The organism is Pseudomonas koreensis, from assembly GCF_036668835.1.
In the GTDB taxonomy this organism is placed as follows: Bacteria; Pseudomonadota; Gammaproteobacteria; order Pseudomonadales; family Pseudomonadaceae; genus Aquipseudomonas; species Aquipseudomonas koreensis_I.
This window is the reverse complement of record NZ_JAZEVW010000009.1, coordinates 124,587-138,820: the sequence shown is the minus strand read 5'-3', so window position 1 is coordinate 138,820 and position 14,234 is coordinate 124,587. Positions and strand designations below refer to the sequence as shown.

General features: G+C 61.1%; 14 protein-coding genes. 7 read left to right on the top strand and 7 right to left on the bottom strand.

From position 1 onward, the window contains the following. Positions 1-21: 21 nt before the first annotated feature. Together tesB and V6F91_RS22645 are read left to right on the top strand one after the other, a co-directional pair. Entirely contained in the window at positions 22-891 is an 870-nt protein-coding gene (gene tesB, locus V6F91_RS22650) for an acyl-CoA thioesterase II (RefSeq protein WP_208939671.1), read from the top strand. Next, positions 888-1,481, top strand: a complete 594-nt coding sequence (locus tag V6F91_RS22645; RefSeq protein ID WP_332768343.1) for an HAD family hydrolase — start codon at positions 888-890, stop codon at positions 1,479-1,481. Before tesB ends, V6F91_RS22645 begins: the two co-directional genes overlap by 4 nt. A gap of 37 nt (positions 1,482-1,518) precedes the next feature. Here the strand turns inward: V6F91_RS22645 and V6F91_RS22640 are convergent, their stop codons facing one another. After that, positions 1,519-2,472, bottom strand: a complete 954-nt coding sequence (locus V6F91_RS22640; RefSeq protein ID WP_332768339.1) for an alpha/beta fold hydrolase — start codon at positions 2,470-2,472, stop codon at positions 1,519-1,521. Beyond that, positions 2,473-3,357 carry a KPN_02809 family neutral zinc metallopeptidase gene (gene ypfJ, locus V6F91_RS22635; RefSeq protein WP_258447935.1) on the bottom strand — a complete coding sequence of 295 codons (885 nt, stop codon included), beginning with the start codon at positions 3,355-3,357 and terminating at the stop codon, positions 2,473-2,475. 375 nt (positions 3,358-3,732) lie between these two features. Here ypfJ and V6F91_RS22630 point away from each other — a divergent pair, with 375 nt between their 5' ends. Beyond that, a complete protein-coding gene (locus tag V6F91_RS22630; protein WP_090286526.1) occupies positions 3,733-4,611 on the top strand; it encodes a DMT family transporter in 879 nt (292 codons plus the stop codon). A 142-nt stretch (positions 4,612-4,753) separates the two neighbouring features. Here the strand turns inward: V6F91_RS22630 and V6F91_RS22620 are convergent, their stop codons facing one another. Continuing rightward, a complete protein-coding gene (locus V6F91_RS22620; protein WP_332768335.1) occupies positions 4,754-6,091 on the bottom strand; it encodes an MFS transporter in 1,338 nt (445 codons plus the stop codon). Positions 6,092-6,363: 272 nt separating this feature from the next. Between V6F91_RS22620 and quiC the strand changes: the two genes are divergently transcribed. Then, positions 6,364-8,265, top strand: a complete 1,902-nt coding sequence (gene quiC / locus V6F91_RS22615) for a 3-dehydroshikimate dehydratase QuiC (protein ID WP_332768333.1) — start codon at positions 6,364-6,366, stop codon at positions 8,263-8,265. Positions 8,266-8,366: 101 nt separating this feature from the next. Beyond that, on the top strand, positions 8,367-9,044 hold the full coding sequence (locus V6F91_RS22610; RefSeq protein ID WP_332768331.1) for a TetR/AcrR family transcriptional regulator: 678 nt from the start codon (positions 8,367-8,369) through the stop codon (positions 9,042-9,044). Between the two features lie 30 nt (positions 9,045-9,074). Here the strand turns inward: V6F91_RS22610 and V6F91_RS22605 are convergent, their stop codons facing one another. The 4 genes from V6F91_RS22605 to V6F91_RS22590 all read right to left on the bottom strand — a co-directional run bounded on the left by V6F91_RS22605 (position 9,075) and on the right by V6F91_RS22590 (position 12,939). Next, on the bottom strand, positions 9,075-9,929 hold the full coding sequence (locus tag V6F91_RS22605) for a shikimate dehydrogenase (RefSeq protein WP_332768329.1): 855 nt from the start codon (positions 9,927-9,929) through the stop codon (positions 9,075-9,077). After that, positions 9,916-10,374, bottom strand: coding sequence for a type II 3-dehydroquinate dehydratase (gene aroQ, locus V6F91_RS22600; protein WP_332768327.1), 459 nt, complete (start codon positions 10,372-10,374; stop codon positions 9,916-9,918). The genes V6F91_RS22605 and aroQ overlap by 14 nt, the downstream gene beginning before the upstream one ends. 193 nt (positions 10,375-10,567) lie before the next feature. Then, positions 10,568-11,647: a tRNA (uridine(54)-C5)-methyltransferase TrmA gene (gene trmA, locus V6F91_RS22595; RefSeq protein ID WP_203419580.1), complete on the bottom strand. Its 1,080-nt coding sequence runs from the start codon at positions 11,645-11,647 to the stop codon at positions 10,568-10,570. Continuing rightward, on the bottom strand, positions 11,644-12,939 hold the full coding sequence (locus V6F91_RS22590) for an NCS2 family permease (RefSeq protein ID WP_090286510.1): 1,296 nt from the start codon (positions 12,937-12,939) through the stop codon (positions 11,644-11,646). The genes trmA and V6F91_RS22590 overlap by 4 nt, the downstream gene beginning before the upstream one ends. A 222-nt stretch (positions 12,940-13,161) precedes the next feature. Here V6F91_RS22590 and V6F91_RS22585 point away from each other — a divergent pair, with 222 nt between their 5' ends. Then, positions 13,162-13,611, top strand: coding sequence for a DUF4879 domain-containing protein (locus V6F91_RS22585; protein WP_332768323.1), 450 nt, complete (start codon positions 13,162-13,164; stop codon positions 13,609-13,611). A 66-nt stretch (positions 13,612-13,677) separates the two neighbouring features. Then, positions 13,678-14,229, top strand: a complete 552-nt coding sequence (locus V6F91_RS22580; protein ID WP_332768321.1) for a DJ-1 family glyoxalase III — start codon at positions 13,678-13,680, stop codon at positions 14,227-14,229. Positions 14,230-14,234: the final 5 nt, after the last annotated feature.

Genomic DNA, 14,234 nt, shown 5'->3' with positions numbered 1-14,234 from the left:
CTTTGTGTGAGGAGAGTCTGAATGAGCCAAGTGTTGGAAGATCTGGTCGACTTGCTGACCCTGGAACCGATCGAGGAAAACCTTTTCCGTGGCCGCAGCCAGGATCTGGGTTTCCGTCAGTTGTTCGGTGGTCAGGTGCTCGGCCAGTCGCTGTCGGCGGCCAGTCAGACCGTTGAAGAAGCGCGCCATGTGCATTCAATGCACGGCTATTTCCTGCGCCCGGGCGACGCCAAGTTGCCGGTGGTGTACTCGGTGGATCGCGTGCGCGATGGCGGCAGTTTCAGCACCCGGCGCGTCACGGCGATCCAGAAGGGCCACCCGATCTTCACCTGCAGCGCTTCGTTCCAGTACGACGAAAAAGGCTTCGAACACCAGAGCCAGATGCCCGTGGTGGTCGGCCCGGAAAACCTGCCCTCGGAGCTGGAACTGACCCAGCAACGCGCGCACCTGATCCCCGAGCACATGCGCGAAAAACTGCTCTGCCCGAAACCGATCGAAGTGCGCCCGGTCACCGAAAAAGACCCGTACAACCCGCAACCGGCCGATCCGGTCAAATATGTCTGGTTCCGCGCCGACGGCGCCCTGGCCGACATTCCGGCGCTGCACAAATACCTGCTGGCCTACGCCTCGGACTTCGGTTTGCTGACCACCTCGATGCTGCCGCACGGCAAGTCGGTTTGGCAGAAAGACATGCAGGTCGCCAGCCTTGATCATGCGCTGTGGTTCCACAACGATCTGCGCGCTGACGACTGGTTGCTTTACGCCATGGACAGCCCATGGGCCGGCAATTCCCGTGGCTTTTCCCGTGGCAGCGTGTACAACCGCGCCGGGCAACTGGTCGCCTCGGTGACGCAGGAAGGCCTGATCCGTCATCGCCAGGATTGGGCATGAGCCTGGCCGAGGTTCGTCATTGGGTGTTCGACATGGACGGCACCCTGACGGTGGCGGTGCATGACTTCGCTGCGATTCGCGTGGCGCTGGCGATTGCGCCGGAAGATGACATCCTCACCCACCTCGCCGCATTGCCGGCCGCTGAAGCCGCGGCGAAACACGCCTGGCTGCTCGAACATGAGCGCGATCTGGCGCTGGGTTCGACCCCAGCGACTGGCGCGGTGGAGCTGGTGCGCGAGCTGCACGCACGCGGCTATCGCCTCGGCATTCTCACCCGCAACGCGCGGGAACTGGCGCATGTGACGCTGGAGGCGATCGGTCTGGCCGACTGCTTCGAAGTGGAGGATGTCTTGGGCCGTGATGAAGCACCGCCGAAACCGCATCCCGGTGGCTTGCTGAAACTGGCAGAGGCGTGGGATGTGCCGGCCAGCGAGATGGTCATGGTCGGGGATTACCGCTTCGATCTCGATTGCGGGCGAGCGGCGGGGGCGCGGACGGTGCTGGTGAATCTGCCAGATAACCCGTGGCCGGAATTAACCGATTGGCATGCGCGCGATTGTGTGGAATTGCGGCGGATGCTTCAGGCCTGAGCCCTTCATTGCCTGACTGGGCCCTTTCAGCAAAAACTCACTGATCGAACAACGCCTTCTGCCCCTCTGCCGAGGTCAACATCTCATCGCCGTTATGCCCGACCCCTGGCACCTCAACCAGCCGCTGATTCACGCCTTCCGGGTGCCGGCGCAGCAGGTAACCGAAATACAATTTCCCGCGCATCAGCCGATAAGCGCCTTGCGCCTCGGCGGCGCAGCTCTTGTCCAACGCCGGATGTTCGGGGTCGGTGTCCTGCTGGCCGAGCAGATAAATCACCTCGCGTTTGACGTAACGGCTTTCCACCTGCAACGGCGTTTGCCCACCGGCGTACACCGGCATGTCGGCGAGGCCATATTTCCAGCGATTGAAACCCGGACAGGCAGCGTGATCGAACGCCACCGGCCGCTGCTCGTTGAAATAGGCGTAGGAGGACGGATTGGCGACGACGTAGCGCAAGCGGATGCCGTTGGTTTTCAGCGCCGGCTGATCCTTGGCGAGCACGGCATAGCGTTGCACAACCTGAGCGCCGCCGGAGTGGCCGAAGATCACCACCTGCTTCACATCGGGAAACTGCTTGCGATCGCTGACGCGCGCGACGATCTCATCGAGGGCCGCGTAAGAACTTAACGGATTCGGCCCGATCGACAAGCCGCCGCCCATCCAGTCGTTGCCCTGCCAGCGCAGTAATGTCTCGGGCAGCGAATACAGGGCGACGTCGCTCTCATTGAGAAACTGCGGGGCGATTACCAGCGTGTGGCTGCTTTGCCCGGCCAGCTCGGTGGCGCTTTCGGCGCTCTTGCGGTAGGTCTCGGCGTTGCGCAAACGGCCGTGAACCACGATCACCACCCGCTCGATTTTCTCCGGCGCCGGGCCGATGCCCACCGCCATTTCCCCGGCCTTGAGTTGCAAGCGACCGGGGCTGATCGCGTCGACACCCGCAGCTTGCGCGGTGCCAGCAACGATCAGTAACGCCAAAAGCCATTTATGCATTTACAGGTTTTTCGCCGCGAAGGTGTCGCACTGGCCGACCTGGCCCTGCGCGAATCCGGTTTTGAACCAACGCACCCTTTGCGCTGACGTGCCGTGGGTAAACGAGTCTGGTACGACCCGGCCCTGACCCTGCTGTTGCAGGCGATCATCACCGATTGCATTGGCGGCATTCAAGGCTTCTTCGATATCACCGGGTTCAAGCCAGTTAAGGCGCTTTTGCGCGCTGTAGGCCCAGACACCGGCGAGGCAGTCTGCTTGCAGTTCCTGCCGCACCAGCAGGCCGCCGTCACCTTCCATCTGCCGACCTTGCTGGCGCGCGGTCTGCATTTTCGCCGAGACGCCGAGCAGCGTTTGCACATGATGGCCGACTTCGTGCGCGATCACGTAGGCTTGGGCGAAGTCGCCGGCGGCTTTGAAGCGTTGCGACATTTCTTGGAAAAACGCCATGTCCAGGTAGACTTTCTGGTCGGCGGGGCAATAAAACGGGCCGCTGGCCGAAGTCGCCATGCCGCAGGCGGAATTGACCCGATTACTGAACAGCACCAGCGTCGGGTCTTTGTATTGCCGCCCGGCCTGCTGGAAAATCGCGCCCCAGGTGTCTTCGGTATCGCCAAGGATCGAGCGCACGAATTCGGCTTGCTCATCGTTGGCCGGCGGTGCCTGGCGGGTTTGCGAGGTCGGCGCCGACTGCTCCATTTGCCCGGTCAACTGGCCGAGAATCTGCAACGGGTCCTGGCCGGTGATCCAGCCGATGCCGACGATCAGCAGGATCGCCCCAAGGCTCAGGCCTTTGCCGCCACCAAAACGCATGCCGCCGCCACCGCCTGAGTCATCACCCCGGGCATCGACGACGTTGTCACTGCGTCGGCCTTTTTTCCATAGCATGTGGGAATCCTCTTTTATTGCCGGTGATGAATCAGATGGTGATGAGTGTTGCCGCTGTGTGAGTGTGGCGCCAGTCCGGTCGTCCGTCCATTCACCAGTGCCCGCGTCGTGCGGCTTGTTATTGACGGTCGGCAGGGCCGCAAATTCAATCCACAGCAGAATTTCTCCGGGCATTTTCGTGAACTGGCACTTTAGACAGCAGTCTGTGATGGGGCAGGCCCGCTGCGCGCCGACATGGCCGGAATCTTGCCTCACACTTTTGCTTAACGGCGGATTCCCGGCGTGGATTTTTCTGGCTCGGTTCGGCTTGCTGAAAGCTCGGCCAGCTATGATTGCCGAAGCCGATCGCCACCGTACTGTTTTCAGAGATTGCCAATGACTGTCAGCACTCCGCTCTCCGGCGTCAACCAGCCCTTCAAGGGGATCCTGCTGATTGTCGTGGCGACGTTTCTGTTTTCCAGCCACGACGCATTGTCGAAATACCTCTCCGGTTTTTATCCGATCGTGATGGTGGTGTGGGCGCGTTATGTCGTGCACACCTTATTGATGGCGGGGATTTTTCTGCCGCAATCCGGGTTGCGCGTGCTGCGCACCAAAAAACCGCTATGGCAACTGGCACGCGCGCTGTGCCTGCTCGGCACCAGTCTGTTTTTCACCACGGCGCTGCTTTACATCCCGTTGGCGGAAGCCACGGCAGTCAACTTTCTTGCACCGGTATTGGTCACGGCGTTGTCGGTGCCACTGCTCAAAGAACGGGTCACGCGCGGGCAGTGGATTGCGGTGATCTGCGGTTTTATCGGCGTGCTGATCATCGTCCATCCCGGCGGTGAATTGTTCACCCCGGCGATCTTGTTGCCGTTCTGCTCGGCGCTGTTCTTCTGCTTCTATCAACTGCTGACGCGCAAGCTCGCCGAAGTCGACAGCCCGACCACCAGCAACTTTTTTGCCGGGTTGTGCAACACCTTGGTGATGAGTGCGCTGGTGCCGTTCTTCTGGCAGGTGCCGACCCTGACACATGCCGCGCTGATGCTGGCGCTGGGCAGCTGCGGGATGACCGCCCACCTGTTTCTGACCCAGGCGTTCCGCCATGCCGCGCCGGCGCTGCTGGCGCCGTTCGGCTATTGCCAGATCGTGTTTGCCGGATTGCTGGGCTGGTTACTGTTCAGTCACACGCCGAGTTTGTTGACGGTGGTTGGCATTGCAGTGATCTGCTGCAGCGGGTTGGCGGCGGCGTGGCAGCAGAGCCGCCGCTGATCAGCAAACGCCTTGGGCCTTTGGGAGAACCTGTGGGAGCGAGCTTGCTCGCGAAAGCGGTGTGCCCGTCAGCCTGTTAGTTGGCTGACTTGACGCCTTCGCGAGCGAGCTCGCTCCCACAGGGTTGATGTGTTTAGCGGGGTTATTCGCTGACAGTCGGAATCTTGCGCGGTGCCATGAAGTACATCCACGTCAGCGCAAGGAAATACATCGCCGGAATCAGGGTGAACAGCACGGTGTAGTTATTGTTGGTGACGGTGAGGATGTGGCCGACGATCTGCGTCATGAACATCCCGCCGATGGCCGCGCACATGCCGCCGAATCCGAACACCGTGCTCATCATGTGCTTGGGCGTGTAGTCCATCACCAGGCTCCAGATGTTCGCGGTCCAGGCCTGGTGCGCACCGATCGCCAGCGAGATCGCCGCCACCGCTACCCAAAGATTCGCCGAACCGGCAGCCATGATCACACCGATGATGCAGCAGGCAAACAGCAACATCGACAGCAGCCGCGCCTTGATCGAGTTCATCCCGCGACCGATCAGGAACGACGAGAGAATGCCGCCGCCGACACTGCCGAAGTCGGCCGTGACGTAGATGATGATCAGCGGAATGCCCATCTGTGTGACGTTGATGCCCAGGTTGTATTGCTGATTGAGGAACGGCGGCAGCCAGTACAGGTAGAACCAGAACACCGGCGCGGTCAGCGAGTAGGCGAGGGCGAAGGCCCAGGTGCCACGCATCCGCAGGATCTTCGAGAACGGCACGCGGGCCTGTTCCGGTTCGACTTCCTGCTGGATGTAGTCGAGCTCCGACTGTTTGACGCTCGGGTGATCTTCCGGGTTGAAATACTTCAAACCCCAGAACAGCAGCCAGATTCCGCCCAGTGCCGACATGCACAGGAACGCCGCCTGCCAGCCCCAGACGTGCAGCACCAGCGGCAGCAGCATCGGCGTGAACATCGCGCCGACGTTGGTGCCGGCGTTGAAGATGCCGGTAGCGACCGCACGTTCGCCGGCCGGGAACCACAGGCGCGTGGTTTTCACGCAGGCCGGGTAGTTCGCCGCTTCGGTCAGGCCGAGGATGAACCGGCAGACCATGAAGCCGACCGCCGACGTCGCCAAGCCGTGGGCGCCGGTGGCCAGGCTCCACAGCAGCACCGCGCAGAAGAACACGCGCTTGACGCCAACGCGGTCGATCAAGCGCCCTTGCAGGACGAAACCGATCGCGTAGCCGACCTGAAACCAGAAGTTGATGTTGGCGTAATCCATCGCCGTCCAGCTCATTTCCTTGGCAAGGATCGGCTGCATGACGCCGAGGGCGGCGCGGTCGATGTAGTTCAGGGTGGTGGCGAAAAATACCAGCGCCAGCATGCCCCAACGGGTCTTGCCGACGGCCATGGCGCCGCGGATCTTGTCGCCGATGCCACCCGTGGCAGTGCTCATGGCCGGAGCCATGCGGGAAGTCTGTGAAGGAATCATGTGTTCCACCCGTTTTTGGATTTGTTATTTGGTGTGCTTTTGCTTGCACGCTGCGACCGGTGGTTCAGATCCGGACTCAATGTGCGGTCGATGTTGGGCAGTGGACAAAAAATCGTCAATTCGCCAAACCGCCATTGTGTTCGATAATCGCACGCAAAACTAACCGGGTAGTACACTTTAAATTGCTGCCGGAAACGATGCAGCCAATAATTTGCTCATCCTATAAAAGCGGCGCGGCTCACGCAGCCGCCGTCTCCAGCGGGAGTTCAAACATGCAGCGTTCCATTGCCACCGTTTCCTTGAGCGGCACCCTGCCGGAAAAACTCGAAGCCATTGCCGCCGCCGGGTTCGACGGGGTGGAGATTTTCGAAAACGACCTGCTGTATTACGACGGCAGCCCGCGCGAAATCAAGCAGATGTGCGCCGACCTCGGCATCGCCATCACGTTGTTCCAGCCGTTCCGTGATTTCGAAGGCTGCCGCCGTGATCGGCTGGCGCGCAATCTGGAACGCGCCGAGCGCAAGTTCGACCTGATGCAGGAACTCGGCACCGACCTGGTACTGGTTTGCAGCAACGCCGCGGCCGACAGCGTCGGTGATCAGCAAATTCTCGTCGATGACCTGCGCCTGCTGGCCGAACGTGCTGGCGCGCGAGGTTTGCGCATCGGTTACGAAGCGCTGGCCTGGGGTCGCCACGTCAACACTTATCAACAGGTTTGGAACATCGTGCGTCAGGCCGATCATCCGAGCCTGGGTGTGCTGCTCGACAGCTTCCACACCTTGTCGCTCAAGGGCGATCCAGCGGCGATCGCCGAAATTCCCGGCGACAAGATCTTCTTCGTGCAAATGGCCGACGCGCCGATCCTGCAGATGGACGTGCTGGAGTGGAGCCGGCATTTCCGCTGCTTCCCGGGTCAGGGCGAATTCGATCTGCCAGGCTTTCTCGCACCGATCATCCAGAGCGGCTACAGCGGGCCGTTGTCGCTGGAAATTTTCAATGACGGTTTTCGCGCCGCACCACCGCGGGCCAATGCCGCCGACGGTCTGCGCTCGCTGCTGTACCTGGAAGAGAAGACCCGCCAGCGTCTCGAGCAGCAAGCCGAACCCGTGGCCAATCGCGAGATTCTGTTCGAAACGCCGGAGGCCAGCCAGTACAACGGCATAGAGTTTCTTGAGTTCGCCGTCGACGAGGCGCTGGGCGCCAAGCTCAGCCATTGGCTGGAGCGCCTCGGCTTCGTCAAGGCCGGGCAGCATCGTTCCAAGAGCGTGAGCCTGCTGCGTCAGGGCGATATCAACCTGATCCTCAACTCCGAACCGTATTCCTTCGCGCACAGCTTTTTTGAAGCGCATGGCCCGTCGCTGTGCGCCACGGCGGTACGCGTCAATGACAGCGTCAGTGCGCTGGCCCGTGCCGTCGCCTACAAAGGCCAGCCCTATCGTGGACTGGTCGGCCCCAACGAACTTGAACTGGCGGCGGTCCGTGCGCCGGATGGCAGCCTGATCTATCTGGTGGATGAAGAAGCGGACGTCTATGGCACCGATTTCAATCTGCTCCCCGCCGCGCAGGCCCGTGGCGGTCTCAAACGGATTGATCACATGGCCATGGCGCTGCCTGCCGACAGCCTCGACAGCTGGGTGCTGTTTTACAAGAGCCTGCTGGACTTCGAAGCCGATGACGAAGTGGTCTTGCCTGATCCGTACGGTCTGGTGAAGAGCCGCGCCTTGCGCAGCCGCGACAGTTCGATCCGCTTGCCGCTGAACATCTCCGAGAACCGTAACACCGCGATTTCCCATGCGCTGTCGAGTTATCGCGGTTCTGGCGTGCATCACATTGCCTTCGATTGTGACGACATCTTCGCCGAAGTCAGCCGCGCCAAAGAGGCGGGCGTGCCGTTGCTGGACATTCCGCTCAACTATTACGACGACCTCGCCGCGCGTTTCGATTTCGATGACGAGTTTCTCAGCGAGCTGGCGTACTTCAATGTGCTGTATGACCGCGATGCACAGGGCGGCGAACTGTTTCACGTCTACACCGAACCGTTCGAGGGGCGGTTCTTCTTCGAGATCATCCAGCGCAAGAACGGCTATGCCGGATATGGCGCGGCCAACGTCGCCGTGCGTTTGGCGGCGATGGCTAAATCACGCAGCGGCGCGGTGCGCCAGGCGAAGTTGTAGGAAATTCGTAAATGCGGTGTTAAACGCAGGCTGCGCGGCTTCCTTCACTGTGTCGCGCGGCCCATAATCGGCGCTTGTGCAGTGATGGCCGTGAGCCCGCAATGACCGTGAATTCAGAACTGTCCGTCGCCCCGGACGCAGCCGCCGCAGAGCCGCGCAAGGGCCGCAAGAACAATCCCGAAAAGACCCGCGAAAACATTTTGCAGGAGGCGATCGTCGAGTTCGTCCAGCAAGGCTTGTCCGGGGCGCGCGTCGACGCGATTGCCGAGCGTATCCACACGTCCAAGCGCATGATCTATTACTACTTCGGCAGCAAGGAGCAGTTGTACGTCGAGGTGCTGGAAAAACTCTACGGCGACATCCGCAGCACCGAAAACCGCCTGCACCTGGACGAACTGTCGCCGGAAATGGCGATCCGCCGATTGGTGGAATTCACTTTCGATCACCACGACCACAATGTCGATTTCGTGCGCATCGTCAGCATCGAAAATATCCACAATGCCGAATACGTGAAACGCTCCGATGCGATCAAGGCGTTGAACAATACGATCCTCGATACCCTCGGCGCGATCTTGCAGAGAGGTGCTGACGAAGGGCTATTCCGCCGCGGGATCAATGCGCTCGACGTGCATCTGCTGATCAGTTCGTTCTGCTTCTATCGCGTGTCGAACCGCCACACGCTGGGCGAGATCTTCCAGATTGATCTGCCCGATCCGGACATCAAACAGCGCCACCGCGAGATGATTTGCGAGTCGGTGTTGCGTTACCTGCAGGCCTGAATCGATCTCCCACAAGAGTTACCCTGTTGTTCAGTCATTCATGCTCTGAAAATGCGCCAGCATGCGTTGCGCATCCGCCGCTACGCCGCTGAACAGTTCAAACGCTTTCACTGCCTGAAATACGGCCATGTTGCCGCCATCCAGCGTGCGGCAACCAAGGGCGCGGGCGTTGCGCAGCAGTTCGGTTTCCAGCGGGAAGTAGACGATCTCCGCCACCCACATGTCCGCACGCAGCAACTCGACCGGCACCGGCATGCCCGGCAGTTTGGCCATGCCCATCGGCGTGGTGTTGACCAGGCCGTCGGCAAGACTCATCGCATTCGGCAGATCGCGTCCGGCTACGGCGCGGCCGGCGCCGAAATGCTGATTGAGGTTGTGTGCCAGACTCTCGGCGCGCTCAACGTCGACGTCGAAAATGCTCAGTTGCCGTACGCCTTCGCTCAATAACGCGTGGGCCACTGCCGCGCCAGCGCCGCCAGCACCCGTCTGCACCACACGCTCGCGCGCCGCATCCTTCAGGCCCCGGCGAAAACTTTCGGCAAAACCGAGGCAGTCGGTGTTGTGACCGACACGTTTGCCATCCTTCAACACCACCGTATTCACCGCACCGATTCCGCGCGCTTCCGGCGACAGCTCATCGAGCAGCGGGATGATCGCCTGCTTGCACGGGAAGGTGATGTTCAGGCCGGTGTAGTTCATGCGCTCAGCGGCGAGCAGCAGGTCGGGCAGGGCGCCACTGTCGAGGTGCAGTTGATCAAGATCGATCAACCGGTACAGGTAACGCAAACCCTGCGCGTCACCTTCATGCTCATGCAGCGCCGGCGTACGGGAGGCCTGGATACCGGCGCCGATCAGCCCGGCGAGTACCGTGTTAGCGCGCGACATGTTTCGCCCCCTGCAACCGCTGACTGAAGTGCTCCAGCGCCAATCGGTAACCATGGCTGCCAAAACCGCACAGCACCGCCGTGGCAATCGCCGAGACGAACGAGTGATGGCGGAACGGCTCGCGCGCATGCACATTGGACAGGTGCACTTCGATCACCGGCAGCTCACTGGCCACCAGCGCATCGCGAATCGCCACCGACGTGTGCGTCCACGCCGCCGGGTTGATCACAATCCCGGCACAACGGCCGCGGGCAGCGTGAATCCAGTCGAGCAATTCGCCTTCGTGATTGGTCTGGCGAAACTCCACTGTCAGGCCGAATTCCTCAGCGGCACGCCCGCACAATGCAGAAATGTCAGCCAAGGTTTCATGACCATAAGTCGCCGGCTCACGGGTGCCGAGCAGGTTCAGGTTCGGGCCGTTGAGCACCAGAACGATAGGGGACATGGGGGCAAACTCCACTTATTGTTTTTGGCTTTGGCCGAAGGTTTCGGCCTGTGGAGATAAAATGTACTAAATGGTTACCATGGTCAATTGAACAAAAAGTACTGTGGCGTTATGTGTTCGGTGATCGCACAAACAAAACAGCACGCACAAAAAAGCCGTCATCACGACGGCTTTTTCGTATCCGGCATCAGCATCACCGGCGGGTCAGCAACACACCCGATTCCATGTGATGGGTCCACGGGAACTGGTCGAACAGCGCGCAGCGGGTGATGCGGTGCGTGTCGTGCAACTGGGCGATGTTGGCGGCCAGGGTTTCCGGGTTGCAGGAGATGTACAGGATGTTGTCGAAGCGCCGGGTCAGCTCGCAGGTGTCCGGGTCCATGCCGGCGCGTGGCGGGTCGACGAAGACGCTGCCGAACTCGTAGCTTTTCAGGTCGATGCCGTGCAGGCGGCGGAACGGGCGCACTTCGTTGAGGGCTTCGGTCAGTTCCTCGGCGGACAAGCGCACCAGAGTGACGTTATCCACAGCGTTTTCGCTGAGGTTGCTCAACGCGGCGTTGACCGAGGTCTTGCTGATTTCAGTGGCCAGCACTTTGCGCACACGGGTGGCGAGCGGCAGGGTGAAGTTGCCGTTGCCGCAGTACAACTCCAGCAGATCGTCAGGGCGATCGCCCAGCGCTTCGTACGCCCAGTTGAGCATCTTCTGGTTCACCGTGCCGTTGGGCTGGGTGAATGCGCCTTCCGGCTGTCGGTAGCTGAAGGTGCGGCCGCCGACGTCGAGTTTCTCGACCACGTAATCGAGGCCCAGCACTTCGCGTTTGCCCTTCGAACGACCGATGATGCTGACGCCCAGATCAGCCGACAGCTGCGTTGCAGCGGCATGCCAGTGCTCATCCAGCGGGCGGTGATAGCAAAGGGTGATCATCGCATCGCCAGACAGCGTGGTGAGGAATTCCACCTGGAACAGCTTGTGGCTCAGCGCTGAACTGGCCTGCCACGCAGCCTTCAGTTGCGGCATCAATTGATTGATGCGCAGGCTGGCAATCGGAAATTCTTCGATGAGGATCGGCGTGCGTTTGTCGTCTTGGGAAAACATTGCGTAGTGCCGCTCACCGGCCTCGCGCCACAGACGGAATTCGGCGCGCAGGCGGAAGTTCTGCAGCGGCGAATCGAATACCGCCGGCTCGGGAGCATCGAACGGCGCCAGCAGATCACGCAAACGCGTGACCTTGGCTTGAAGTTGTTCGGCGTAAGCCTGGGAATCGAAAGTCATGCGTTGAACCAACCCAACTTGATCACGAACAGAATCGACAGGATCACCAGTGCCGGGTTCAGCTCGCGAGCGCGGCCCGACAGCAGTTTGATCACGGTCCAGGAAATGAAGCCGAACGCGATGCCGTTGGCGATCGAGTAAGTGAACGGCATGGCCAGCGCGGTGACCACGACCGGCGCGGCGACGGTGATGTCGTCCCAGTCTATTTCCGCCAGGCCAGAAGTCATCAGCACGGCGACGAACAGCAGGGCCGGTGCGGTGGCGAAGGCCGGAACGCTGGCCGCCAGTGGCGAAAAGAACAGCGCCAGCAGGAACAGGATCGCCACGACGATGGCGGTCAGGCCCGTGCGGCCACCGGCACTCACGCCGGCGGCGGATTCGATGTAGCTGGTGGTGGTCGAGGTGCCCAGCAGCGAACCGGCCATGGCCGCGGTGCTGTCGGCGATCAGCGCACGGCCCATTTTCGGCATGTGGCCGTCCTTGCCCATCAGGCCGGCGCGCTTGGCGACGCCGATCAGGGTGCCGGAGTTGTCGAACAGGTCGACGAACAGGAAGGCGAAGATCACGCTGACCAGACCAATATCCAGTGCGCCTTTGATGTCCAGTTGCAGGAACGTCGGGGCCAGCGAAGGCGGCATCGAGGTCACGCCGCCGAAAGGCGTGAAGCCCATGGCGATCGACACGATGGTCACCGCGAGAATGCCGATCAGCACCGCGCCGCGCACTTTCAGTGCTTCAAGCCCGACGATCAGGGCGAAGCCTAGGGTGGCGAGAATCGGTGCCGGGGCTTTCAGGTCACCGAGGCCGACCATGGTCGCCGGATTACTGACGACGATGCCGGCGTTGTGCAGGGCGATCAGCGCCAGGAACAGGCCGATACCGGCCGCAATCGCCGAACGCAGCGGCAGCGGGATGCTGTTGATGATCCACTCACGAATGCGAAAGATCGACAGCAGGAAAAACAGCACGGCGGAGATGAACACTGCACCCAGCGCCACTTGCCAGGTGTGGCCCATGTGCAGAACCACGGTGTAAGTGAAGAAAGCGTTCAGGCCCATGCCCGGTGCGAGGGCGATCGGGTAGTTGGCGATCAGGCCCATGACCGTCGAGCCGATGGCGGCCGCCAGACAGGTGGCAACGAACACTGCACCCTTGTCCATGCCGGTCTCGCCGAGAATGCTCGGGTTGACGAACAGAATGTAGGCCATGGCCAGAAACGTGGTGATGCCCGCGAGAATCTCGGTGCGCACGTTGGTGTTGTGTGCCTTGAGTTGAAACAGCCTTTCCAGCATGTCTGCTCCCCGTGGCGCGCGTGGCGCCGTGAATGTATCGACCTCAACAGCAAAGCACAGACCGTCGCTAGCGCCTGGAAAATTGTGCTGGGCCGGAAAAAGCCGCGCATCATACCAGCAGCGTGAGCAATATGGCGGTTGTCGGTATCGATCGTCGGCGAAGTTTTACCTTGGGGCCGACTGCGCCATACTGCGCGCTGAATTTTTCCGGGTGAGCGACGCATGAGCAAGGGCTGGGTGGCAGATTGGGGCTTGATGGCGGTGCTGATGGCTGCGGCTCCGATGACATGGGCCGCTTCGGCGGCAGCGTTGACGCAGGTAAAAGTCATCAAGGTGCAATCGCCGAGCTGTGGTCTGGAAGACATCGCCGATAACCAGCCGCAGACCCAATGCAATCACAGCGGGCCGAGCATCAAGGTCTATGTGCTGGAAGTCGGTTACGGCCAGAACCAGCCGCAGGCCACGCTGGACGGTTTCGAAGTCAACGGCAGCCGTGCTCCGGTATGTGCGTTCGATAACGGCAATCTGACCGAGTGCACGCCTGGGCGCAAAACCGTCGGTTCGCTGTATACCTTCGATCTGGCCGGCAAACAGGAAGGCACCTTCAGCTTCAGCAACACCTCGATCAACGCCCCGCGCAATACGATGTCGACCCAGCTTCACATCAAGTAACGGCTGGCGCTGCGCGATCCGGGGGAAGCTGACTACGCTTGAAGGATCACCCTGTGGATAACGCCCATGACTTCAAGAGTGCTGATTACCCTCGCCGAGGGCATCGATGATCTGCAAAGCGTGACCCTGATCGATGTGCTGCGTCGCGCCGAAATCGAAGTGGTCGCAGCCAGTATCGAAGGCCGACGCATGCTCACCTGCGCTCGCGGTACGCGCCTCACCGCCGACGGCATGCTGGTCGATGTGCTGGCGCAAAGCTTCGATCTGATTGTCCTGCCCGGCGGTGCCGTCGGCTCCCGGCACCTGGCGGCGCATCAACCCTTGCAACAATTGCTCAAGGATCAGGCCAGCGCCGGACGCCTGTTCGCCGCCATTGGTGAATCGCCGGCCGTCGCCCTGCAAGCCTGCGGTGTGCTGCGCCAACGGCGCATGACTTGTCTGCCCGGCGCCAGCCATCAGTTGTCGGGTTGTACGTTTGTTGACCAATCGGTGGTGGTCGACGGCAACTGCATCACCGCGCAGGGTTCCGGCGCCGCATTGGAGTTCGCCCTGATGCTGGTCGAGCAGCTGGGTGGCAAGGGGTTGCGGGCGAAAGTGGCCAGTGATTTGCGGGCTTGAAGTCG

Bases quoted from the DNA above. Each gene is read 5' to 3' on its own strand.
- V6F91_RS22640 (WP_332768339.1), bottom strand. From the start codon at position 2,472: ATGCATAAATGGCTTTTGGCGTTACTGATCGTTGCTGGCACCGCGCAA.
- aroQ (WP_332768327.1), bottom strand. From the start codon at position 10,374: ATGTCCCCTATCGTTCTGGTGCTCAACGGCCCGAACCTGAACCTGCTC.
- ypfJ (WP_258447935.1), bottom strand. From the start codon at position 3,357: ATGCTATGGAAAAAAGGCCGACGCAGTGACAACGTCGTCGATGCCCGG.
- V6F91_RS22605 (WP_332768329.1), bottom strand. From the start codon at position 9,929: ATGTCGCGCGCTAACACGGTACTCGCCGGGCTGATCGGCGCCGGTATC.
- V6F91_RS22645 (WP_332768343.1), top strand. From the start codon at position 888: ATGAGCCTGGCCGAGGTTCGTCATTGGGTGTTCGACATGGACGGCACC.
- tesB (WP_208939671.1), top strand. From the start codon at position 22: ATGAGCCAAGTGTTGGAAGATCTGGTCGACTTGCTGACCCTGGAACCG.
- quiC (WP_332768333.1), top strand. From the start codon at position 6,364: ATGCAGCGTTCCATTGCCACCGTTTCCTTGAGCGGCACCCTGCCGGAA.
- V6F91_RS22590 (WP_090286510.1), bottom strand. From the start codon at position 12,939: ATGCTGGAAAGGCTGTTTCAACTCAAGGCACACAACACCAACGTGCGC.
- V6F91_RS22620 (WP_332768335.1), bottom strand. From the start codon at position 6,091: ATGATTCCTTCACAGACTTCCCGCATGGCTCCGGCCATGAGCACTGCC.
- V6F91_RS22580 (WP_332768321.1), top strand. From the start codon at position 13,678: ATGACTTCAAGAGTGCTGATTACCCTCGCCGAGGGCATCGATGATCTG.
- trmA (WP_203419580.1), bottom strand. From the start codon at position 11,647: ATGACTTTCGATTCCCAGGCTTACGCCGAACAACTTCAAGCCAAGGTC.
- V6F91_RS22630 (WP_090286526.1), top strand. From the start codon at position 3,733: ATGACTGTCAGCACTCCGCTCTCCGGCGTCAACCAGCCCTTCAAGGGG.
- V6F91_RS22610 (WP_332768331.1), top strand. From the start codon at position 8,367: ATGACCGTGAATTCAGAACTGTCCGTCGCCCCGGACGCAGCCGCCGCA.
- V6F91_RS22585 (WP_332768323.1), top strand. From the start codon at position 13,162: ATGAGCAAGGGCTGGGTGGCAGATTGGGGCTTGATGGCGGTGCTGATG.